Genomic DNA, 21,632 nt, shown 5'->3' with positions numbered 1-21,632 from the left:
TCAACCAAGAGCCAGGAAACTCCGGGAATGTCCGTGGCCCTAAGAGGCCGTAGAGCCGATTGGAACCTCGCTTGCGGAAATCATCAGGGCCAGTGGCAGACCGCCACGAAAACAGGCCGGACAGACGGCTGTGCTGACAAAAACGCCGCTAAACCACCAAAAAATGTCTTGCAATGCAGGAGCCATCCACAGACGGACTTCCGGACGGCCTTGGGCCCGGCGCCGCGCACAGCGCGGCGCCGGGCCCAACTGAGGGGGCTGCATTTTCAATGCAGATCCGGCAGGCGGGAGATCCCCGTTCAACCAGCACGGGCCGCCGTTTTCAGGCCACTGTTCCTCGCGCTTTCAATGCCTCGAACGCGTCGGGGGAGATGCCAATGCCTTCCAGCACCGCGGCACTGTCAGCGCCATGCCCATGCGGACCATGGTCCAGCGCCGGGCTGCCGTGATCATAGGCAAAGCCCGCCACCGCCAGCTTTTGCCCCTCCACCTCCTGCACAGCGCGGCAGGCCTGATAATGCGGTTCACCCAGGCTTTCCTCCAGATGGCGCACCCGGGCGGCAGGCACATGATGGGCATTCAGCAATTGCTCCCACTCTGCCGCAGTCCGGGTCAGCATCACCTCTGTCAGAATTTCCGCATCCCAAGCCCGGCGCCCGGCGATCTCCGCTCTGGGCGTCCTGGCGATCGCGTCCGCCTCAGCCGGACGGCCCGCGGTACGCATCAGCGCCGCCATCTGTTTGCTGGTATAGGCACCGATCATCAGCGTGCCGTCTGCAGTCTGATAGCTGGTATAGCCTGCAAGCGCCGGGTCCTGATTGCCGTGCGGACGCGGCCCCTTGCCGGTGGCCAAGGCCTGGCACGCACCCGAGTTCTGCAGCATCAGTGCAGCATCCGCCATCGCAACGTCGATACGGCGGCCCTGCCCGGTCATCGCCCGGCCATAGAGCGCAGCCGATATGGCCAGCGCCGCCTGCACGCCAGTCCCGTAATCCACCATCGCAGGCCCGACCCGCACCGGGTCCTGCCCGGCCTCTCCATTGGCCGCCATGATGCCGCTGAAGGCCTGGATTACGGTGTCATAAGCGGGATGCTCAGCCTTCGGCCCCTGCTGTCCGAAGCCGCTGATTGCACAGTAGATCAGATCCGGCTTCAGCGCCGACAACCGCTCATAAGTCAGCTCCAGCCGCCGTACCGCAGGCAGCGTGTAGTTCAGCACTACCACATCCGCGGTCTCAACCAGGCGGGCAAAGATCTCCTGACCTTCGGTCCTGCCCAGATCCAGCGCCAGGCATTTCTTGCCCGCCCCCTGGGCCTGAAACGCCAGCCCCATGCCTTGCGCGTTCAGCTCCGCATCTGCTCCCTCGCTACGGGTCATGTCGGGTCGGTTCACCGGCTCGATCTTGATCACCTCTGCCCCCAGGGCTGCCAGCTGATAGGCCGCGAACGGCCCCGCGTAAACATGGGTGAGATCGAGAACCCGCACTCCCTCAAACGGCCGCATGGATAACCCTCCCTGTTTTCTGAAGGCTAAGCGCCGCAACCTGCCCTTTTCCGGCCCGTTCCCGCCATGCCGGCTGTCGTTTTCCTGCACAATCCAGCGGGAGGTGCGGGGCGCTGCCCCTCTTGGCCTGCCGGCCAATTCACCCCGGAGTATTGCAGACTAGAAGAAGCGCGGTTTGAAAACGTGCCGCACCCGCAAGGCAGGAAAAGACTTGTGCAGCTTACACCATGAGTGAATACACCCGGCACAGAGCATGATTGGAAGACTGTGAATGAAGATTTTGATACCAGCTTTCGCCCTTGCAGGCGCTCTATTGCCTCCTGCCGCCCTGTTCGCCAGCACACCGCCGCCGGCAATTATCATTCGGCAAGAAACTGTAATGCATGGCGGAGGCTGCCGGAAAAGCTCTCCTCCGGGCCAGTGCTGCCATATGGAAAAGGCAACTGGCACGGTCCATTGCCATTAATAAGCAAAAAGACCGCCAGTCAGGGGCGGCCTTGTCATTTCTGTTGCGGGGCCGTGCCGGGCGTCGTCCCTTGAGTGATCCAGCAACGCAGGGTGCTGCACACAGGACAGCGCGGTGACGCTCAGCCGCGGAACCGGCCAAGCAAACGCGCCGCAAGCGAACTTGTGACCGAAGGCTCAGAAGCCCGAGCATTGCCGGCGAACCAGCCGCGCTTGACAGCCGACTGCGCAATCTCGGGATCAATGGCCTCTTCTGCTGTCAGCACTCTGCGCACCGCCGCCAGGATTTCTGCTTCGCTGCCCTCGGCTGACGGGCCTTCCACAACTGCAGCGAATTCCGGCTGAAAGGTCTGGTCCATGGGGCAACTCCCTAACGTGAAACTCTGGCAAACACCCGATTATACGGGCACTGCTTTCTATGCCTCCACCCTATCCTATTTCGTCTTGAACTGGCCCATTTTGTGTAAAATTAGTTAAAATCGTGCCGCGAAGGGCCGAATCCGGGGACATTCACCCGGCGCGCGGATGACTGTGCCCAGGCGAGCATCAATGACGGCCAATCCTCACCGCATCAGGTCGTGCGCAGGCCTCGCCATCTGCCAAAGAATGCAGAAAGGCCGCCCCAATGGGGCGGCCTTCATCATCAATCCAGGCTGTACGCTTCAGACCGCCTTCTTGCGGCTTTCTTCCAGGTAGATCTCGCGCAGGCGTTTGGCAATCGGGCCGGGGGTCCCACCGCCTAAGGCCACACCGTCGATCTCTACCACCGGCATCACAAAGGCGCTGGCAGAGGTAGTGAAGGCCTCATCCGCCTCCTTCGCCTCGTCGATGGTGAACAGGCGTTCCTCAATCTCCATCTGCGCTTCTTCCGCCAGACGCAGCACCGCGGCGCGGGTGATGCCGTGCAGGATGTCATTGGACAGCGGCCGGGTCACGATCTTGCCGTTCTTGACATAATAGGCGTTGTTCGAGGTGCCTTCGGTCACATAGCCGTCCTCAATCAGCCAGGCATCATCGCAACCGGCCTTCTTGGCCATCATCTTGCCCATCGACGGATACAGCAGCTGCACGGTCTTGATGTCGCGGCGGCCCCAGCGGATGTCCTCGATCGAGATAATCTTGGCACCCTTCTGCGCAGCCGGGCTGTCGGCCAGCCCCGGCTTGTTCTGGGTGAACAGCACCAGCGACGGCGGGGTATCGGCGGAGGGGAACACAAAATCCCGGTCGCCGTCGGAGCCGCGCGAGACCTGCAGGTACACCAGGCCTTCCTCGATGCCGTTCAGCTCCACCAGCTTGCGGTGAATTTCCAGCAGCTCATCCTTGCTGCAGGGCGAGGCCATGTCCAGCTCTTTCAGCGAGCGGTCCAGACGCACGGCGTGACCGTCAAAATCGATCAGCTTGCCGTCCAGAACCGAGGTCACTTCATAAACCGCATCGGCAAACAGAAAGCCGCGGTCAAAGATGGAAACCTTGGCTTCACCCTCGGGCAGGTATTCGCCATTCACATATACGGTACGGGTCATGGTATTCTCCTCAGCCCCAGAGTGCAGCCACAGGCGGGTGCACGCCCTCGGCATCAAATGTCAAAGGTTCCTCGCGGTCTTCGGCCAGAAGCAGCGGCCCGTCAAGATCCGTAACCGCCGCACCCTGCGCCACAAGCGTCGCGGGCGCCATGGCCAATGAGGATCCAACCATGCAGCCCACCATCACCTGATAACCCTCGGCCAGCGCCTGCGCGCGCAGTTTCAGCGCCTCGGTCAGGCCGCCGGTTTTGTCCAGCTTGATGTTGACCACGTCGTATTTACCCTTGAGGCCCGGCAGGCTGGTCCGGTCATGGCAGCTCTCATCCGCACAGACCGGCACCGGGCGCTCCATGCCAATCAGCGCGTCGTCCTCGCCCGCGGGCAGCGGCTGTTCCACCAGTTCCACGCCCAGCCGCACCAGATGCGGTGCCAGTTCGGCATAAACTTCGGCCGACCAGCCCTCGTTGGCGTCGATGATGATCTTGGCGTCCGGCGCCCCGGCGCGCACCGCTTCCAGGCGCGGCATGTCGTCGGGGGTGCCCAGCTTGATCTTCAACAGCGGACGGAAGGCATTTTCAGCCGCCTGCTTCTGCATATTCTCCGGCGTATCCAATGACAGCGTATAGGCAGTGATCTCCGGCCCCGGCGCTTCCAGCCCGGCCAGTTCCCAGACCCGCTTACCAGCCTGCTTGGCCTCCAGATCCCACAACGCGCAATCCACCGCGTTGCGGGCGGCACCGGCAGGCAGCAGCGATTGCAGCTCTTCCCGGGTGAAATCGGCGGGCAGGCCCTCAATCTCGGTTGTCACGCTGTCCAGCGTTTCATTATAGCGGGCATACGGCACACATTCGCCCCAGCCGGTGACGCCGTCCTTCTCCACCCGCACGGTCAGCACCTTGGCCTCGGTGCGCGAGCCGCGCGAGATGGTGAAGACCTGCGCCAGTTTGAAGACGTCCGGAGTGACGGTGATGTTCATGAAGCGGTCCCTTCCACCGGTTCCCCGCAGCTGGCGGCGAACCTCAGCCGGACGCCCGGAAAACCCGGCTCCGGCGCATTCATCTTTTCAAAAATACTCCCGCCGGAGGCTCCTGCCCTCTAAACAAGCACCTCCGGCGGGGCTGTTAGATCAGACTGCGGCCAGCGCGTCCACCAGGCGGCCTGCACCGTGACGGTACGGGTCGACGGCGGGCAGGCCCATACGCTCTTCGACTTCCGCCAGATACTTGACCGCTTCGTCCTCGGACAGGTGCTGGGTGTTCACCGAGATGCCAACAACCTTGCAGGCCGGGTTGGCGCGCTGTGCCAGCGGCAGGGCCACGGCTTTCAGCTCTTCCAGGCTCGGCACGTCATAATCCGGCAGGCCGCGCATATGGGTGCGGGTCGGCTCGTGGCACAGGATCAGCGCATCCGGCTGGCCGCCGTGCACCAGCGCCATGGTGACGCCTGAGTAAGACACATGAAACAGCGAACCCTGGCCTTCGATCAGATCCCAATGGTCGTCGTCATTGTCCGGGGTCAGATATTCGATCGAACCCGCCATAAAGTCGGCGATAACCGCGTCCAGCGGCACGCCGTGACCGGTGATCAGGATGCCGGTCTGGCCGGTGGCGCGGAAAGTCGACTTCATGCCGCGCTCCTGCATGTCCGCGTCCATCGCCAGCGCAGTGTACATCTTGCCGACCGAACAATCGGTGCCGACTGCCAGGCAGCGCTTGCCCTTGCGCTTGACACCATTGGCAATCGGATAGCCGACAGTCGGGACGCGCACGTCGTGCAGGGTGCCGCCATGGGTCTGGGCGGCCGCCACCAGGTCGCCCTCGTCGCGCAGCAGATTGTGCAGGCCCGATGCGATGTCATAGCCCATTTCCAGCGCCGCGATCAGCACTTCTTTCCATGCGGGCGAGATCACGCCGCCGCGGTTGGCCACGCCGATGACCAGCGTCTTGGCGCCGGCTTCCTTGGCTTCCGCCAGGGACATCTCAGTCAGGCCCAGGTCGGCGCCGCAGCCCGGCAGGCGGATCTGGCCAACGGCGTGATCCGGACGCCAGTCGCGGATACCGATGGCAACCTTGGCGGCCAGCATGTCAGGCGCGTCGCCCAGGAACAGCAGATAAGGGGTCTCGATCATCGCGCTCATCCTTCGAGTTAAATTGGTCGCGCTAAAATCGGGCTAATTTCGCGCAAAGTCCTCTCGAAATCACGCGGGAACGCCCTCCCTGCACGATTTTCTTCGAGAAAATCACTAAATATCAGAAGATTCTTCGCAAGCACGACTGCTTACAGACGTTTCCTCCTCCTCTGCCCATGATTCCGCCTGCAGCACCCCCGGCTGCGCCACGCCGATCACACCCATAGCCTGGAATTCGCCGGTGTCCTCGGGCGCCTCGGAGGTTGCGCGCCGCGCAATGGCAATCAGCACCACGGTCACGCCGACCCCGATCAACAGGTATTGCAGCCCCCGCCCGTCCGCGACGCTGATCATGTTCGGCCCGATCAGAATGCCGAAGAACTGCCCCAGCTGCAGCAGGAACGCCATTGTGCCGCTGGCCGGCACCACCTGCCCCGGCTGCAGCTGGTCGTTGGCGTGGGCCGCCAGGATCGAATAGATCGGCAGCGTGGTTGCAGCGATGACCGAAAACCCGACCACAATGCGCGACGGCGCCGTGTCCACCGCCATCCACAACGCAACCAGCGCCGAGATCCCCGACAGCGCAATCACCACATAACGCCGGTCGGTGCGGTCCGACAGCCAGCCGACCGGGTATTGCACCAGCGCCGAGGCGATCAGCGCAATCACCAGCGCGCCCGAGGCCTGCGCCTCGCTGAAACCGTTCTGCAGTGCATAAAGCGGCAGGCTGATGTACCAGGCCACAACTCCCGCCCCCATGATGACGATGCCCAGAACTGTCATCGGCGACACTTTGTACAGCCGCGTCACCGGGATCCGGTCCGGCGCCGAGTAATCCGGCGCCCGAATGTTGGACAGCAAAAGCGGCACAATGGCTACCGACAACAGGATCGAGGTGACACCGAACAGCAGGTTGCCGCTGGGATCCGGCAGGCCGACCATCGCGGTGCCCAGCGCCGGCCCCGCCGTCTGGATGATGAAATAGACCGACAGCACCTGCGCCCGAATCCGGTTTTCCGACTTGGCGTTGAGCCAGCTTTCGGTGATCACATAAAGGCCCGGAAAACAAAAGCCCGCCAGCAGCCGCATCGCCGCCCAGCTGACCGGGTCCGAGGTCAGCAGATGGGCAATCGCCGCCACCGATACCATCGATGCCAGCGCCGAAAACACCCGGATATGACCGACCTTCTCGATCAGCCTCGGGGTCAGCATTGTTCCTGCCAGCGCCCCCAGCGGATAACAGGCCTGCATGACGGAAATCTCAAGATCCGTGAACCCCAGCGTCGAGCCGCGGATCGTCAGCAGCGTGACCAGCAGCCCGTTGCCGACCATCAGCAGCAGCATTCCCAGAAACAGGGCCCAGTTGTCGATCAATGCGCGTTTCATGAAACTCCTTTTCCGCACGGATCTGCGCCCGTGTCATTTCTTGCGCAATGCAGCATGCCGGCGGCAGTTTCGCGCGGGTTTGCGACGGAAAAGGCGCAAACGGAATTGCCGCAACGCGGCGCTTCGTGCCGCAGGTGCAAAATCCGCTTGCAAGCAAGCGCGCAATTTAATAACCCCAAGAGCGAAAATTCTGCAATTTCCTTATCCAGGAGGTTTCCGCATGTCCTTCCGCATCCAGCCCGCCGCTCCGGCGCGTCCCAACCGCTGCCAGCTGTTCGGCCCCGGCTCCAAAGTCAAACTGTTCGAGAAGATGGCGGCTTCGGCGGCTGACGTGATCAACTTGGATCTTGAGGATTCGGTGGCGCCCTCCGACAAGGATCAGGCCCGCGCCAATGTGATCGAGGCGATCAACGGCGTCGACTGGGGCAGCAAGTATCTGTCGGTGCGGATCAACGGTCTGGACACGCCTTACTGGTACCGCGATGTGGTGGACATTCTGGAACAGGCCGGTGACCGCCTGGATCAGATCATGATCCCCAAGGTCGGCTGCGCCGAGGATGTCTATGCTGTCGACGCCCTGGTCACCGCGATTGAGCGTGCCAAAGGCCGGACCAAGCCGGTTTCTTTCGAGGTGATCATCGAGTCGGCAGCAGGCATTGCCCATGCCGAGGACATCGCCAAGTCCTCTCCCCGGCTGCAGGCGATGTCGCTGGGCGCTGCGGATTTCGCCGCCTCGATGGGAATGCAGACCACCGGCATCGGCGGCACCCAGGAGAATTACTACATGATCCGCGAGGGTCAGAAGCATTGGTCCGATCCCTGGCATTGGGCCCAGGCCGCCATTGTCGCCGCCTGCCGCACCCATGGCATCCTGCCGGTGGACGGCCCGTTCGGGGATTTCTCGGACGAGGACGGCTATATCGCGCAGGCGAAACGCTCCGCCACGCTTGGCATGGTCGGCAAATGGGCCATCCACCCCAGCCAGATCGCGCTGGCCAATCAGGTCTTCACCCCCTCGGATGAGGCTGTGTCGGAAGCCCGCGAGATCCTGGCGGCGATGGAAGAGGCCAAGGCGTCGGGTGCCGGCGCAACTGTCTACAAAGGCCGTCTTGTCGATATCGCCTCAATCAAGCAGGCTGAAGTGATTGTGGCCCAGGCCGAACTGATTGCGAACAGCTGACGCCGGTTCGCATAGACAGATTGCAAAGGCGTCCCGATGGGGCGCCTTTTCCGTATGGAGAGTTTGATGACCGGATTGACTTTGCTGCATACGGCAGAGGTGCATGCGAGGACCTTCCAGGCCCTGGCACCCGAAGCGAACCTGACTCAGCAAGTGCGCAGTGATTGGCTGGCACGGGCGCGGGATGGCATTGGTGCAGACCTGAGGGCAGAGATTGCTGCGGCCGTCACCGGGGCTAACGGCCCGGTGCTGTGCACCTGCACCACACTTGGCCCGGTGGCAGAGGAAGCAGGCGCCATCCGCATCGACTGGCCGATGATGCAGGAGGCGGCGCGGATCGGCGGGCCGGTTCTGTTGACCTATTGCCTGGACAGCACGGCGGAGCCCTCGGAGGCATTGCTGCGGCGCGCCTTTGGCAGGCGTGATCCGCAATTGGCCCCGTTGTTTCTAGGGCAGCACTGGCCGCTGTTTGAAGCGGGCGCCGACGCGGATTTTTCTGCTGCCATAGCAAAAAGCATCGCAATGGCGCTGAAGAATGGCACGTTTGGCTGCGTTGTGCTGGCGCAGGCCTCGATGGCCGGGGCTGCAGCTCTGCTGCGGGCGCAGACGCAGGTGCCGGTGCTGGACTCGCCGGAGATGGCGTTGCGGGCTTTGCTGGCGCCGCGATAGAGCGCAGGCAAGCCATGATGTTTTACCAGCCAAGGCGCTTGCCCTGCCGGTTATTCATCTGTGTTTGCTCCTGTTCCCATGTGCTGTATCAGCAGGGGCGGTTAAGGATTGGCGGCGCCGCCAATATGGCGGAGATGGACGGGCGTATCCGCCCGCATGCTGAACGTTGTCTCTGCATGACCCCGCTGCCAGGCGGGAGTCCGGTTCCAAGTCTGCCGGGGGCCAAGCCCCGGCACGTGATCGCGATCAACGGCAAGACTGCCATTAAACGCCCAAAACCGCGTAAATGGCGCGTGCGCAGGTTACGCAACACCTTCGGCCGCTGTCTTTGCGGCAGCGCTGTGCAGTGAGTATTTAAGAAAAAGATGAAGAGGCCACTTTGTTCACCTTTTTACAAATACTCAAAATCCAAAGCCGGCCAGGGATCACGCCCGCAAGTCTTTGGGCGAGCCCATCACCACATAGGTGGTGATCGCGGTGACATAAGGAGACGTGCCCAGGATATCAGTATGGAATTTCTTGTAGCTGGGCAGGTCGGCGCATTCCACGCGCAGCAGGTATTCGATGGTACCGGTGATATTGTGGCACTCAACCACCTCCGGCGCGGCCTGCATGGCGCGCTCGAAAGCCTCCTGTGCCTCCTTGGTGTGCTCGCCCAGGCCAACGCCGATATAGGTGGCAAAGCCCACCCCCAGCTTTTGCCGGTCCAAGACCGCGCGGTAACCGGTTATGACGCCGGCGCGCTCCAGTTCCTGCACCCGGCGCAGGCAGGCGGAGGGGGAGAGGCCCACACGCTCCGCCAGGTCCAGGTTGCTGATCCTTCCATCGCCGGTGAGTTCCTGCAATATTTGCTGATTTATCTTATCATTCTTTGCCATTGATTGCGAAATTAGACGGGGAGCGCTGCAAAACGCAATTTCATTTGGTGCTTTTGGCGTAATCCTTTGCAAATGACTTACGAACTCCTTCTTGCGCTGGCCGGTTTTGTCTTTGGCACGGTCTTCACGCCCGGTCCCAACAACCTGATGCTGATGGCTTCGGGCGCCAATTTCGGCTTTCACCGGACAATTCCGCACTTGCTGGGTGTAGCCGTCGGCTTTCCGCTGATGATCCTTCCAGTCGGGCTGGGGGTGATGCATCTGTTTGACGCTTTCCCGGTGCTGACCCCGGTGATGACAGTGCTGTCGGTGGCCTATATGCTGTGGCTGGCCTGGAAGATCGCCAACGCCGCGCCGCCCCGGGAGGGCGGGGCCGAGGGCAGGCCCTTGAGCTTTGTGCAGGCCTGCGCCTTTCAATGGGTCAATCCCAAGGCCTGGGCGATGGCGCTGGGGGCAATCACGCTTTATGCGGCCAGCCGCGACCTGAGCGCCATTCTGTGGGTCTCCGGCACCTATTTGCTGATTGGCTGTTTTTCTGCCTCGACCTGGACCATGCTGGGCCAGCAGCTGCGGCGGCTGCTGACCCGGCCCGCACAGCTGCGGGCGTTCAATTGGACCATGGCCGCGGTGCTGCTGGCCTCGCTGACGGCAATCCTGCTGCAGCAGTAGCGGTCACTTAAGCGGCAGGCAGATTTCGGTCAGCAGTTCCTCGGGCGCGGTGCCGCGCGGGTTGTTGAGGTAGATCTCGTAACAGGGCTGGTCCGCGGGTTCCTCGCCTGACTGTGGCAGCCAATTGCCGAACAGGCTGTGATAGGCGGTTTGGATGCCGGAATACGGCCCCTTGCAGGTGAGTACCGCGGCCTTGCCGCCTGGCAGGGTGACTTCCTCCATACCTTCGGGAATCGCATCACCGGCAAACTCCGCGCCCGCAAAACTGCGCAGGTCCGCCTCTGCCACCTCTTCCGGACTATCGAAATAGACCCCCAGCACCGCGCCCACCTGCGGCCAGAGCCCGCGGCTTTCACAAATCGCGCCAAAGGCTTCAAAGCTTTTGCCGATTTCCATATAGGCGCCCTTGTGCGGCAGGCCGGCCAAGCGGCGGGCGGGGTCTGTTCGGATGATCACGTCATGCATCGGATAGCTTCCTGTTCTGAGGGTTGGGTTCGGCAGCCGGATCTGCCCCTGCCGCCGGAAGGCCGCCGGGCTGCTGCCGTAAGCATCAGAGAACGCACGGGAGAAACTGTTCAGGTTGGGATAGCCTGCACGGGCCGCAGCCTGTGCGATGGGCATGTCCCCTTGCACCAGCCAGCCAGCGGCGCGGTGCAGGCGGATGCGGCGCACGGCCTGGGCGCAGGTCTCGCCGGTCAGGGCGCGGAACACCCGGTGCCAGTGAAACCGCGACATCGCCGCCACATCCGCGAGCCGGTCCAGCGACAGATCGCCGTCGGTGTTGCCGTGGATATAGGCCAGAACCCGCAGGATCCGGTCTTCGTAACTGGCGGCCATTAGCTGCGCCTCCCTTGCGCTCTCTGCTCTTCCCTCTTGCCATGGCAGCAGATCACAAATCTTGCTGAGTTGCATCTTGGCGCTGCTAAGGCCATATAACGGCAAACCCGCTGAGCAGAGGCGATATGACCCAGTATCTGGAATTCGAAAAACCGCTGGCCGAAATCGAAGGCAAGGCGGAGGAGCTGCGGGCGCTGGCGCGCGCGAATGAGGAAATGGATGTGGCGGATGAGGCTGCGGCGCTGGACGCCAAGGCCGCACAGCTGCTGCAGGACCTTTACAAAGAGCTGACGCCCTGGCGTAAATGCCAGGTGGCACGGCATCCGGACCGGCCGCATTGCCAGGACTATATCAAGGCTCTGTTCACCGAGTACACGCCACTGGCCGGCGACCGGAACTTTGCTGACGATCTGGCGGTGATGGGCGGGCTTGCCCGGTTCAACGACCAGCCGGTGGTGGTGATCGGCCACGAGAAAGGCAGCGACACCAAATCCAGGATCGAACGCAACTTCGGCATGGCCCGCCCCGAGGGCTACCGCAAGGCGATCCGGCTGATGGAGATGGCCGGCCGCTTCAAGCTGCCGGTGATTACCTTGGTGGACACTGCCGGCGCCTATCCTGGCAAAGGCGCCGAAGAGCGCGGCCAGTCCGAGGCGATTGCACGCTCGACCGAGATGTGCCTGAAGATCGGCGTGCCGCTGATCTCGGTGATTATCGGCGAGGGCGGTTCGGGCGGTGCGGTGGCCTTTGCCTCGGCCAACCGGGTGGCGATGCTGGAGCATTCGGTCTATTCGGTGATCAGCCCCGAAGGCTGCGCGTCAATCCTGTGGAAGGATGCCGAGAAGATGCGGGAAGCGGCGGAAGCGCTGCGGTTGACTGCGCAGGACCTGCAAAAACTAGGTGTCAACGACCGGGTCATCCCGGAACCGCTGGGCGGCGCGCACCGCGATGCCAAAGCGGCGATGGCGTCGGTCAGCGGCGCGATTCAGGATATGCTGGACGAGTTGAAGGGCAAGACCGCAGACGAGCTGATCAAAGACCGGCGCCAGAAGTTCCTGGACATCGGCTCCAAGGGTCTGGCGGCCTAAGGCAGCTTACCTGCGCGGATCCGGGTGATTACGCCGTCCCGGTCCGCCTGCACTTTGTCACTGAAGCCGGTCATTGCATGGCCGGCTTTGTTGTATCTGGCGCTCCATAAAGCAATGTCGGCCAGTACCGGCGCCAGATCCCGGCCTTTTTGCGTGAGCGCGTAGATATAGCTGCGGCCGTTTTCCGGATCCTTGCTTTTGCTCAGGATGCCGGCCTCCTCCAGCTGCTTCAACCGCTGCGCCAGGATGTTGGTCGAGATCCCCTCCCAGCCGTTTTGAAGCTCACTATAGGTGCGTGCGCCTTTGACAGCCATGTCGCGGATCACCAGAAGGCTCCAGCGGTCGCCAAAGATATCAAGGGCATAGGCCACCGGACAGCCGGATTCATATTTGCTGTGTTTGCTTGTCATGAACTCTTGGTAGTTTTTACGCTTGCAAAGAGCAAGTAATTATGGAAACTCCACTTAACTTGCAAAACGCAAGCAATTAAACCGGAGCCAACATGACCCACGATCAAAACAACGCGGCCTTCCGCGACCGATCCCAGCTGTCCCGCCGCCAGCTGCTTGCGGCCTCGGCCGGGGCGATGCTGCTGCCTTCACTTGCCAAAACACAGGAAAATGCCATGACCCCGAAAGCCTTTGTCTATACCGAAGTTGCCATCTCGGTGCCGTTTGACCAGGTGCCGCTGCAGGAAATCAACGCGTCGATCCGGCAACAGCCGGGATTTCTGAACAAGACCTGGCTGTCCGGCCACGGCAACAACTCCATTGGCGGGTTTTATGCCTTTGACAGCATTGAAAACGCCCGCAAATTCGTGACTGGCTATTTCCCGGGCGAGCCGCGCAGCTTTGGCGTGGCGCACAACACGCGGGTGTTTGACGCCGAGGCCACCGCCGCGGCCAGCCGCGAGATGGGTGCGGCGCATTACAACAGCGGAGCTGCGGCGCCAGGGGCGTTTGTGTACACCGAACTGCAACTGTCGGTGCCGTTTGAGGAAGCGCCCTGGAAAGCACGCAACGCAGCGCTGAAAATGCTGCCGGGGCTGCAGAACAAGGTTTGGCTGAGCGGCCTGCAGACCCGGACTCTGGGCGGGTTCGACGCCTTTGACACGCTGGACGCTGCATTGGACTTTGCGCTGAACCTGTTCCCGGAAACTGCGGCGGAACTGGGCTGCGCCTTTTACACAAGGGTCTTTGATGCCTCGGTCACCGAGTCGGCCAGCCAGGCAATGAACTCGCCCTATTACACCGGCAGCGGCGCGTGATCCGGCGCGCCGAACCATAGGGGCGCAGACAGCGGGTCCCCCCGCCCCCGCGCATCGCCGGCTGTGCCTCCGCTGGCGGCCTTGGGCCCGGCCCGGTGCCCCGGCACCGGGCCGGGCCCAACTGCAAGGGTCTGCCTGTCAGGCGGGCCTGCACAGGCTGGAGCCGCCGGTCGGGAGCTATCTGCGCAGGTCTGCGCTGTTCAATTGCGCAGATCGCTCACCGGCAAATGACTGGACGATTTCAGCTCCCTCAAGGACAGGCTGGACTTGATCCCCGACACCCCCGGCAGCCGGCGCAGCACGGTTTCAACGAAACGGCTGTAATCATCCAGGTCGCGCGCCACCACCTGCAGCAGAAAATCCGCATCCCCGGTGGTATTGTGGCAGGCCAGCACATTCGGGCTGGCCTCGATGGCGCGCTGGAAGTCAGCTGTCGTAGCCGCGTCATGCTCAGTGCAGCTAAGCTGGACAAAGGCCATCACTCCGAACCCCAGCGCGCGGCGGTTCAGGACCGCCTGATATCCCTCGATCACGCCGGACTCGCTCAGCCGTTTCAGCCGCCGCCAGCAGGGCGTTTCACTGAGCATCAGCCGTTCCGCCAGCTTGGCATTGGACAGTCTGCCATCACGCTGAAGGCAATCCAGGATACGGGCATCTATCTTGTCAATTTGCTCCACAGCGGAAGACTCCTGCTCAATAGTGGCATTTTTGGAAAGACTACGCCGAATTTTCCCGGAATCGTAGAGGCATCAGAAAGGCTCTCCCCGGCCGTTTCCTGCTAAAAAGTCTTATCTCTTGCAACCGTCAAAGGAACCTGACCCGATGAAAGCTGTGCTCTATGAACGCTTTGGTGAAGCACCGGAAGTGGTTTCGCTGCCGGATCCGTCTCCGGCGCTCCACGGCGTGGTGGTCAAGGTTGAGGCAACCGGCGTTTGCCGCAGCGACTGGCACGGCTGGATGGGGCATGATGCTGATATCACTCTGCCGCATGTGCCAGGCCACGAACTGGCAGGCACTGTTGCCGCGGTTGGCAAGGATGTCAGCAAGTGGAAACCCGGCGACCGGGTGACCGTTCCCTTCGTCGGTGGCTGCGGCGCCTGCCCGGAGTGCCACGCCGGCCATCAACAGGTCTGCCACAGCCAGTTCCAGCCCGGCTTTACCCACTGGGGGTCTTTTGCCGAATATGTGTCCATCCATCATGCGGATTTGAACCTGGTGGCGCTGCCGGAAACCATGGGGTTTGCCACTGCCGCCAGCCTTGGCTGCCGCTTTGCCACATCCTTCCGCGCGGTGGCGGATCAGGGCCGGGTTTCCGGCGGGCAATGGGTGGCGGTGCACGGCTGCGGCGGCGTTGGGCTGTCGGCGGTGATGATCGCCACCGCACTTGGCGCCAATGTGATCGCTGTCGACATATCCGAGGAGAAGCTAGCGCTGGCCCGCAGCCTGGGCGCGGTTGCCGGGGTCGATGCCAGCACTGTCGCGGATGCGGCAGAAGCGGTGCGGCAGATCTCCCGCGGCGGGGCGCATGTGTCGCTGGACGCGCTGGGGCATCCGGACACCTGCTTCAATTCAATCAATTGCCTGCGCAAGCGCGGCAAGCATGTGCAAGTGGGGCTGATGCTGGCGGATCACAGCACGCCGCAGATTCCGATGGCACGGGTGATCGCGGATGAACTGGAGATCCTTGGCAGCCACGGCATGCAGGCCCATCGCTACGATGCAATGCTGGACATGGTGCAATCCGGCAAACTGGCGCCCGGCCGGCTGGTCGGCCAGGAAATCAGCCTGGAGCAATCGGTGGCTTCACTGATGGAAATGGACCGGTTCCAGTCCGTCGGCGCCACCGTAATCACCCGGTTCTGAGGGGGACTGGGCGGGGTCGCACAGCGGCGGCGTAAAGCGGACCTGCAGAACTTGGTAACTTCGGCTCACGCAGGCCCTCCCGCGCCCGCGCGGCACCGGCTTTGCCAGTGCCGTTGGCAGCCTTGGGCGTGGCCCGGCGCCGTGGCGCCGGGCCACGCCCAACTGCGAGGGCAATTTCCAAATTGACCCGAACAGGCGGGAGTGCCACCGCAATCGGACTTGCCGGCATGGTTGGGATACAGACCTACCCGGCTAGGAGCCGCAGGCCCTGGGTCACGTCCGATCGCACCGCCAGACGCAAGCCCGGTTCATCCCCAGCTTTCAACGCCGCAATGATCAGGCGGTGGTTTTGCGGCGGATCGGTGCGGCGCAACCGGCCGTAAAGCGCCCGCATGGTGGGACCCAGCTGCAGCCAGACAGTCTCGGCCATCGCCAGCATGGCTGGCGCCTGGGCGCGCAGATACAGGGTGCGGTGAAACTCAAGATTGGTGCGGATATAGCCGACCGCGTCGCGTTTGGTGACCATCTCGGCGACCGTTCCATTGATCATCTGCAGCCGGTCGATCAGGGCCATATGCGCGCGCGGCAAGGCGCGGCTGGACAGCTCCACCTCCAGGAGCGCGCGCAGGGCTGCCAGCTCCTCGATCCGTTCGTTGGTGAGTTCCGGCGTCGACACCCGGCCCGACGACGACAGAAACAGCGCACCCTCGGCGGCCAGCCGCCGGACAGCCTCGCGCGCAGGCGTCATCGAGACGCTGAATTCGCGGCCGATGCCGCGCAGCGTCAACGCTGCGCCAGGGGTGATTTCGCCATGCATGATACGGGTGCGCAAAGCGCGGTAGACGCGGTCGTGGGCCGGGGCGGCAGCGTCCTGGGGAGAGCGGGCAGTCAGGTTCATCCCCTCAAGTGATCACAAATTGAGCCGCGGTCAAGCGGACAGATCCGCGCGTGTGATCACAATTTTCGGGCACGGGCCGCAGGTCCGGGGCAGCGGGTCACGGGCGGCGGCTCACGGGCGGCGGCTCACGGGCGGCCGGGCAGCCCCGCCAGGCTGAACCCGGTGCGCAGCCGTTGCAACGCGCTGCCGGGTCCGGCCCCGGCACCATAGGGAAAGGCGCCCGCTGCCTGATCCAGCGTCAGCCCCTCCGCCTGCAGCTGCGCGCAGGCGCTGCCAGCCTCGTCAAAGCGGCCCAGCGTAGCCAGCCCGGCACAAAGCACCGCCTGGGCCAGCTGCGCCCGCGGCTCCAGCGCCAGCGCTTCGCTGGCTGAGGCAACGGCGGCCTCCTCCTGCCCGGCATCAAACAGCATTGACGCACGCAGGCTGCGGTATAGCGCTGGCGGCACCGGATTGAGCCGCAGAGCGGTGGCATAGGCGGCCTCTGCGGCGGCGCCCTGCCCCTCCATCTGCAGCAGCCAGGCCCGCAACAGATGGCCATCTGCGTCGTTTGGGAAAGAGCGTTCAAGCGTCCGCGCATGGGTCAAGGCCATGTCCGGCGCGCCACTGAACTGCGCCGCAAGAGCCCGGATGCGCAGGGTGCCAGGGGTCTCCGGCAGCCCCTCCAGCCGCTGTGCCGCTTTGGCGGAGCGCTGCGGCAGGCTGGCCAGCGGGCCGGTCAGCAAGTCCAGGCCAAGCTCTGCCTGCAGCACCTTGGCCCTTGTCAGCCCGGGGGCCAGCTGCAAGGCCTGTTCCAAGGCCAGCCTGGCCTCTTGCGGCCGCCCGGATGCCAGATTGCTGCGAGCAGCCAGCAGCTGCATCAGCGCCTGATCCGGAACAGGCGGCATTGCGGCGGCATCAGCCAGAGGCTGGCTGAAAGACGTGAGAATATCAGCCGCCGCTGCAGGCCCCAGCCTGGACAAACTGGATTGCGGTCGGGGCGGCAGAGCCGCCTGCCCGGAGGGGCTGCGAATATCCAGCCGGATCCCCTGCAACGGAGCCGCAGGCATATGGCCGCTGACCAAAAACTCTGTTCCCAGCAGCCTTGCGGCTTGGTCCGGCGGCAGCCCGGCCGCCGCGCGGCTGCTGGCCGGTGCCACCACTGCTAGGCCCGGCACAGCGGCCAGCGCGCGGATCACTTCGCCGGTGACCGCCAAAGCCAGTTCGGGAGATGCCGAAGCAGCCGTGAAGGGCAGCACGGCAACCAGCGGCCGCGTCTGCTCGGCCCCGCTGGCGGCCTGGCCCGCCCCATGCAAACCCGGCATACCCGCCGCCCACCAGCCGCCGCCCGCCGCAGCCAAAGCCGTAAATGCAGCCAGCGCCAGCCACACAGGCCCTCCAGCCCGCCGGCGTGATGCCGAAGCTGCCCGGACCGCTTTCACTGGAGCCGCAACCGGGTGCAGGCTGGGCAGTGAGGTCAATTCTTCGCTGAGCACATAGACCCGTACGGGTTCGGGAATGTTCTTGACCTCATGCAGGCCCAGATCCTCGAAAGCATAAGGAATGCGGCCCCGCACCTGGCCATATGCCTCAGCCGACAGGGCCACCCCGCCAAGCGGTGCCAAGGCCTCAAGCCGGGCGGCGATATTGACATCGTCGCCATAGATATCGCCCTGGGCTATCAGCACCTCGCCCAAAGTGATGCCGATCCGAAGCTGCAGATGGCGGTTGCGGGCGGCGGCGGCCTGGATCCCGGCTGCCGCCTCCACTGCCGAAATCACGCTGGGAAAGATCGCCAGCACCCCGTCGCCCATCAGCTTGATGATCCGGCCCTCATGGCTGCGGATCGCAGGGGCAATCAGGCTTTGCTGCTGCGCCAGAACCTGGTTCAGCGTGCCGGCTTCATCTTCGGCCATCAGCCGGCTGAAGCCAGAGACGTCCAGCACGAAAATGGCAGCAAGGCGTCGTTGCGGTTTGTCTGACACGGGCAAGCCTCAAGAACCGGGGAAACTGGAAACAGGTACCTGACAAAAGCTTAGCCCGCGCATCCGCCGGGTCAAAGCCCCGTTTCTAGCCGTTGAACCGGTAGCGGTGCAGGCCGGCGCCGTATTCGCGCAGCCAGCTGCGCGGCGCCTCGTAACGGCCATAAAGGCGTTCAACCACTGCCCAGAATGCTGCCGAATGGTTCATTTCCTGCAGATGCGCCACCTCATGGGCGGCGACATAACGCAGCACTGCGGGCGGTGCCAGGATCAGCCGCCAGGAATACATCAGCCCGCCATCGGTGGTGCAGGACCCCCAGCGCGACCGGGTGTCGCGTAAAGTAAGGCGGCGGTAGCCCTTTCCCAGCCGGGCAGCATAGAAATCCGATGCCTCGGCCAGCCGGTTGCGTGCCAGCTCCTTCAGGTAACGCTGCAAAACCCGCCCCGGACAGTCGCCCGGCACGGCGATGCGGCCCGCATCCAGCTGGACCCGCCGCCCCGCCGCGCGCTCAACAACCCGGTTCTGGCCATCGACCGGCAACACTGCGCCGAACCCCGCCTCTACCGCTTCGGGGTGCTTTTCCAGATGCGACCGGATCCAGTCCGCCTTCTCCTCGGCAAAGGCAAGTGCGGCGCGTTCCGGCAGGCTTTTGGGCAGGGTCAGCGTCACCCGCCCGTCCAGCGAGGAGATCCGCAGGCTGATCCGCCGCGCCCGCGCCGACCGCCGCAGCGTCAGCGGCACCGGCGGATTTCCGGGCAGGTGATGTTCGGCCATAGGCGCCCCTTTCCGGCAAAGGCTTTGACAGTGCCACCCTCATATGGCAAGGCACCGGAATCGTCGATACGACTCACCAGTAAATCAAGGGGATCCACATGCCCAAGGAAGAATGGGGTGTAAAGCGCGTCTGCCCCACCACTGGCAAGCGCTTTTATGACCTGAACAAGAACCCGGTTGTCAGCCCCTACACGGGCGAGGCTGTCGAGCTGGACACCGGCAAGACCCGCATGATCGAGGCTGATGCTGAAGATGCGGCCACGCTGAAGGCCAAAGAGAACCTCGAAGGGAATGACGCGGTTCTGGAAGATGACGACGACGTCGATGTTGATCTGGGCGATGATGTTCTGGACGACGACGATGACGAGGACAACGTTCCGCTGGACGAGATTGCCGATATGTCGACCCCCGAGGACGATTCCTAAGGCATTTCCGGCCGCCCGGGGAAGCGCTTCGCCTTCCCCGGGCGGCCGGTCGGCAGTGCCGGGAAAAAAGTTTGGAACCCGGCGCATTTTCCGCTTGCAGCCTGCGCCGCCGTCCCTTAAACGACGCTCACACCGCAAGACGGACCGCACCGGAGACGGGGCGGACACGGGAAAGTGGACAGGTTTGGGGCCTTAGCTCAGCTGGGAGAGCGCCTGCATGGCATGCAGGAGGTCAGGAGTTCGATCCTCCTAGGCTCCACCAAATCTTCATTGAAAAGCACCAGATAGTTCTGCCTCTATCGCCAGAGACATTGCCTCTCACCGTGGGATCAGCATCGAAAGCGGCCTTTCCCTGTGCGTCGCCCTAGGTTCCATTGCGCCGGAAAGGCGGTCGTCTGCCTCGCACGAATTAATGACCACAGTCAGCCCCAAACTTGCCGTTCAGTCGATACGCCTGGCTCTGCATGCTGCAGGTGCGAGGTTTTCCAACACCTCCAGCGAAAGCGGACCCACCGTCGGCCATCCTGACGTGATGCTCCTGGGCTGCGATCCACACACTGCATCGCCGCAAGACGCTCAACTCCCCCCTGGTGTGCTTGCAGGATTTTGCAAAGGGCGCTTCCCGCGCTTCGCTTCTACTCGTGCCGACGAGTGCTGTTTTCCCTTCGAAAATCTATGCCGCTGCGATCCGCACCCTTGGGCATTTTGATCGACTTGCGGCCCTTTCCCCTGTCGAACCCGGGGATGGTCAATGAACGACCATTTTTTCGTCGTGACGGGCAGCCTGGTGCGGGCAAGACCAGCCTCATCCAAGAGCTCGCCCGTCGCGGCTGCCACACGCTTCCCGAATCCGGCCGCGCGATCATCCGCGAGGAGATACAGAGCGGCGGCGGCGCCCTCCCCTGGGCGGATCGCATGGCCTACACCGAACAGATGCTGGAGCGCGACCTGCGCACCTATAACGCCGCACAAGGCCCGTCGGCTGGTCGCACACGGCATCAAGATGATGCGCGGCGGCTATCGTCTGCTGCTGCATTATCCGATCAAGGTGCCGAAGCCCGGAAAGCCGTGAGAACGATGGTATGGCGACTGCGTGTGACACCAGTAGAATCCAGGGATCACTTTTCGTGGCGTAGCCAAATATGTTTCCGTGGAACTACCCCAATGCGAAGCGAATAGCCGCTTCGACCAATTCAGGGGATACCTTAAACCATTCGGTAGCGCTAAAGGAGCGACCATCAGGCCCGGTCACCCGCAATGCTGCATGATAAGAACGCAGCGCACGGTGAATGAGCTTTTCAGCCTCTTTGGCCGAATGACCGATTAATTCGTATGTCTCAACAACCTCGACAGGAGAAAATAGAAACGCTGACTGAGTTTTGGCTCTGGCAATGCGGTCCTCGACGGTGCCTGCAGTGGTGCCGGCTTTTGCAATCCTGCTGCTTCAGGTTTGTCAGAAAGAGAGCGCAAGAGCGGCCGCCGCAAACACACCATGTCAATTCAGTTGGATGACTTCCTTGAATAGGCACTATGACAATGATACGCAACTATTGGGAGAGTAGAGGCGGGTCAATTAATGCAGGTCATTGAAGGTGGCCCCGAAATCCCGGATAAACTCTTGCTTGCGCTTGATGAGGGGTGCGTGGTCTTCTTCTGTGGTGCAGGTGTTTCTCGTGCCAAGGCGCAGTTGCCAGACTTCTTCGGTCTGGCAAACCAAGTTCTGAAAACGCTTGGCATTCCTGACGGCTCTCCTGCCGTCAAGATTCTTGATGAAGCTCGCGAAATTGAAGCCCGAACGGGCGTGCCCGGCTTGATTTCAGCCGACCGTGTTTTTGGTCTTCTAGAGCGCGATATAGAACGCGCAGTTGCCCAAGCACTCGCCCCCCGAAAGGCATTGACCTTTGGACACATGAACTGCTTCTGAACCTTGCTACGACCAAGGACGGCGTCACGAAGCTAGTAACGACTAACTTCGACCGATTGTTTGACGATTGACGGTCCCCACCGTCGACATTCAAAGCCCTGAAGAAGACGCCAGCGACGGCAGCTGATCAAGCGTCCTGGCTTGCACAAAGCGCAGCGGCGGCCGCTGCGCTTTTCTTTTGCGCAGCATCCGCAG

At 62.8% G+C, this 21,632-nt stretch carries 23 protein-coding genes and 1 tRNA gene; 10 read left to right on the top strand and 14 right to left on the bottom strand.

Annotated elements, in window-relative coordinates; translation table 11 throughout:
• Positions 1 to 322 precede the first annotated feature (322 nt).
• The 6 genes from A2I95_RS22005 to A2I95_RS21980 all read right to left on the bottom strand — a co-directional run bounded on the left by A2I95_RS22005 (position 323) and on the right by A2I95_RS21980 (position 7,006).
• Entirely contained in the window at positions 323 to 1,504 is a 1,182-nt protein-coding gene (locus A2I95_RS22005; protein ID WP_291733295.1) for a CoA transferase, read from the bottom strand.
• Between the two features lie 587 nt (positions 1,505 to 2,091).
• Complete coding sequence (locus A2I95_RS22000; RefSeq protein WP_291733294.1) at positions 2,092 to 2,328, bottom strand: hypothetical protein; 237 nt, start codon at positions 2,326 to 2,328, stop codon at positions 2,092 to 2,094.
• 303 nt (positions 2,329 to 2,631) lie between these two features.
• On the bottom strand, positions 2,632 to 3,492 hold the full coding sequence (locus tag A2I95_RS21995; protein ID WP_291733292.1) for a D-amino-acid transaminase: 861 nt from the start codon (positions 3,490 to 3,492) through the stop codon (positions 2,632 to 2,634).
• Positions 3,493 to 3,502: 10 nt separating this feature from the next.
• The gene (dgcA, locus tag A2I95_RS21990; RefSeq protein WP_291733290.1) at positions 3,503 to 4,468 is read right to left on the bottom strand and encodes an N-acetyl-D-Glu racemase DgcA; all 966 of its coding nucleotides are present in this window, start codon (positions 4,466 to 4,468) and stop codon (positions 3,503 to 3,505) included.
• A gap of 150 nt (positions 4,469 to 4,618) precedes the next feature.
• Positions 4,619 to 5,620: an N-acetyltransferase DgcN gene (dgcN, locus tag A2I95_RS21985; RefSeq protein ID WP_259987331.1), complete on the bottom strand. Its 1,002-nt coding sequence runs from the start codon at positions 5,618 to 5,620 to the stop codon at positions 4,619 to 4,621.
• 114 nt (positions 5,621 to 5,734) lie between these two features.
• Positions 5,735 to 7,006, bottom strand: a complete 1,272-nt coding sequence (locus A2I95_RS21980) for an MFS transporter (protein WP_291733287.1) — start codon at positions 7,004 to 7,006, stop codon at positions 5,735 to 5,737.
• A gap of 220 nt (positions 7,007 to 7,226) precedes the next feature.
• On the opposite strand from A2I95_RS21980, the gene A2I95_RS21975 reads away from it, so the two are divergent.
• Complete coding sequence (locus tag A2I95_RS21975) at positions 7,227 to 8,186, top strand: L-malyl-CoA/beta-methylmalyl-CoA lyase (RefSeq protein ID WP_291733286.1); 960 nt, start codon at positions 7,227 to 7,229, stop codon at positions 8,184 to 8,186.
• A gap of 66 nt (positions 8,187 to 8,252) precedes the next feature.
• Positions 8,253 to 8,855, top strand: a complete 603-nt coding sequence (locus A2I95_RS21970; RefSeq protein WP_291733284.1) for a hypothetical protein — start codon at positions 8,253 to 8,255, stop codon at positions 8,853 to 8,855.
• 425 nt (positions 8,856 to 9,280) lie between these two features.
• Here A2I95_RS21970 and A2I95_RS21965 read toward each other — a convergent pair whose 3' ends face one another.
• A complete protein-coding gene (locus A2I95_RS21965) occupies positions 9,281 to 9,733 on the bottom strand; it encodes an Lrp/AsnC family transcriptional regulator (RefSeq protein WP_027257782.1) in 453 nt (150 codons plus the stop codon).
• A gap of 72 nt (positions 9,734 to 9,805) precedes the next feature.
• On the opposite strand from A2I95_RS21965, the gene A2I95_RS21960 reads away from it, so the two are divergent.
• Positions 9,806 to 10,402: a LysE family translocator gene (locus tag A2I95_RS21960; RefSeq protein ID WP_291733283.1), complete on the top strand. Its 597-nt coding sequence runs from the start codon at positions 9,806 to 9,808 to the stop codon at positions 10,400 to 10,402.
• 3 nt (positions 10,403 to 10,405) lie between these two features.
• Here the strand turns inward: A2I95_RS21960 and A2I95_RS21955 are convergent, their stop codons facing one another.
• Positions 10,406 to 11,239 carry a GyrI-like domain-containing protein gene (locus A2I95_RS21955; protein WP_291733282.1) on the bottom strand — a complete coding sequence of 278 codons (834 nt, stop codon included), beginning with the start codon at positions 11,237 to 11,239 and terminating at the stop codon, positions 10,406 to 10,408.
• A 125-nt stretch (positions 11,240 to 11,364) separates the two neighbouring features.
• Between A2I95_RS21955 and A2I95_RS21950 the strand changes: the two genes are divergently transcribed.
• Positions 11,365 to 12,327 carry an acetyl-CoA carboxylase carboxyltransferase subunit alpha gene (locus A2I95_RS21950; protein WP_291733280.1) on the top strand — a complete coding sequence of 321 codons (963 nt, stop codon included), beginning with the start codon at positions 11,365 to 11,367 and terminating at the stop codon, positions 12,325 to 12,327.
• Here the strand turns inward: A2I95_RS21950 and A2I95_RS21945 are convergent.
• The gene (locus A2I95_RS21945; RefSeq protein WP_291733277.1) at positions 12,324 to 12,737 is read right to left on the bottom strand and encodes a helix-turn-helix domain-containing protein; all 414 of its coding nucleotides are present in this window, start codon (positions 12,735 to 12,737) and stop codon (positions 12,324 to 12,326) included. The two genes, A2I95_RS21950 and A2I95_RS21945, sit on opposite strands and share 4 nt — an antisense overlap.
• 92 nt (positions 12,738 to 12,829) lie before the next feature.
• Between A2I95_RS21945 and A2I95_RS21940 the strand changes: the two genes are divergently transcribed.
• On the top strand, positions 12,830 to 13,594 hold the full coding sequence (locus A2I95_RS21940; protein WP_291733276.1) for a YdhR family protein: 765 nt from the start codon (positions 12,830 to 12,832) through the stop codon (positions 13,592 to 13,594).
• Positions 13,595 to 13,794: 200 nt separating this feature from the next.
• Here the strand turns inward: A2I95_RS21940 and A2I95_RS21935 are convergent, their stop codons facing one another.
• Positions 13,795 to 14,271 (bottom strand): Lrp/AsnC family transcriptional regulator, encoded by a 477-nt coding sequence (locus A2I95_RS21935; protein WP_291733274.1) that lies wholly within the window; start codon positions 14,269 to 14,271, stop codon positions 13,795 to 13,797.
• Positions 14,272 to 14,416: 145 nt separating this feature from the next.
• On the opposite strand from A2I95_RS21935, the gene A2I95_RS21930 reads away from it, so the two are divergent.
• Positions 14,417 to 15,457 carry a zinc-dependent alcohol dehydrogenase family protein gene (locus tag A2I95_RS21930; protein WP_291733272.1) on the top strand — a complete coding sequence of 347 codons (1,041 nt, stop codon included), beginning with the start codon at positions 14,417 to 14,419 and terminating at the stop codon, positions 15,455 to 15,457.
• Between the two features lie 244 nt (positions 15,458 to 15,701).
• Here A2I95_RS21930 and A2I95_RS21925 read toward each other — a convergent pair whose 3' ends face one another.
• The 3 genes from A2I95_RS21925 to A2I95_RS21915 form a co-directional block, all read right to left on the bottom strand.
• Complete coding sequence (locus tag A2I95_RS21925; RefSeq protein ID WP_291733270.1) at positions 15,702 to 16,355, bottom strand: GntR family transcriptional regulator; 654 nt, start codon at positions 16,353 to 16,355, stop codon at positions 15,702 to 15,704.
• Positions 16,356 to 16,480: 125 nt separating this feature from the next.
• Positions 16,481 to 18,316 carry an adenylate/guanylate cyclase domain-containing protein gene (locus tag A2I95_RS21920; RefSeq protein ID WP_291733268.1) on the bottom strand — a complete coding sequence of 612 codons (1,836 nt, stop codon included), beginning with the start codon at positions 18,314 to 18,316 and terminating at the stop codon, positions 16,481 to 16,483.
• A gap of 85 nt (positions 18,317 to 18,401) precedes the next feature.
• Positions 18,402 to 19,088 carry a M48 family metallopeptidase gene (locus tag A2I95_RS21915; RefSeq protein ID WP_291733266.1) on the bottom strand — a complete coding sequence of 229 codons (687 nt, stop codon included), beginning with the start codon at positions 19,086 to 19,088 and terminating at the stop codon, positions 18,402 to 18,404.
• 98 nt (positions 19,089 to 19,186) lie between these two features.
• On the opposite strand from A2I95_RS21915, the gene A2I95_RS21910 reads away from it, so the two are divergent.
• The 3 genes from A2I95_RS21910 (at position 19,187) to A2I95_RS21900 (ending at position 20,692) form a co-directional block, all read left to right on the top strand.
• Positions 19,187 to 19,513 carry a TIGR02300 family protein gene (locus A2I95_RS21910; RefSeq protein ID WP_027257775.1) on the top strand — a complete coding sequence of 109 codons (327 nt, stop codon included), beginning with the start codon at positions 19,187 to 19,189 and terminating at the stop codon, positions 19,511 to 19,513.
• A gap of 186 nt (positions 19,514 to 19,699) precedes the next feature.
• Positions 19,700 to 19,775 (top strand) — tRNA-Ala (locus A2I95_RS21905).
• 434 nt (positions 19,776 to 20,209) lie between these two features.
• Positions 20,210 to 20,692, top strand: coding sequence for an AAA family ATPase (locus A2I95_RS21900; protein ID WP_291733262.1), 483 nt, complete (start codon positions 20,210 to 20,212; stop codon positions 20,690 to 20,692).
• Here the strand turns inward: A2I95_RS21900 and A2I95_RS42585 are convergent.
• Positions 20,670 to 20,906: a GIY-YIG nuclease family protein gene (locus A2I95_RS42585; protein WP_367152217.1), complete on the bottom strand. Its 237-nt coding sequence runs from the start codon at positions 20,904 to 20,906 to the stop codon at positions 20,670 to 20,672. The genes A2I95_RS21900 and A2I95_RS42585 overlap by 23 nt on opposite strands.
• 183 nt (positions 20,907 to 21,089) lie before the next feature.
• Between A2I95_RS42585 and A2I95_RS21895 the strand changes: the two genes are divergently transcribed.
• Positions 21,090 to 21,437, top strand: coding sequence for a hypothetical protein (locus A2I95_RS21895; RefSeq protein WP_291733260.1), 348 nt, complete (start codon positions 21,090 to 21,092; stop codon positions 21,435 to 21,437).
• Positions 21,438 to 21,632 lie beyond the last annotated feature (195 nt).

The sequence above is a fragment of the Leisingera sp. F5 genome, assembly GCF_001593695.1.
The sequence above is the reverse complement of the archived record's forward strand: the minus strand, read 5'-3'. Positions and strand labels throughout refer to the sequence as shown.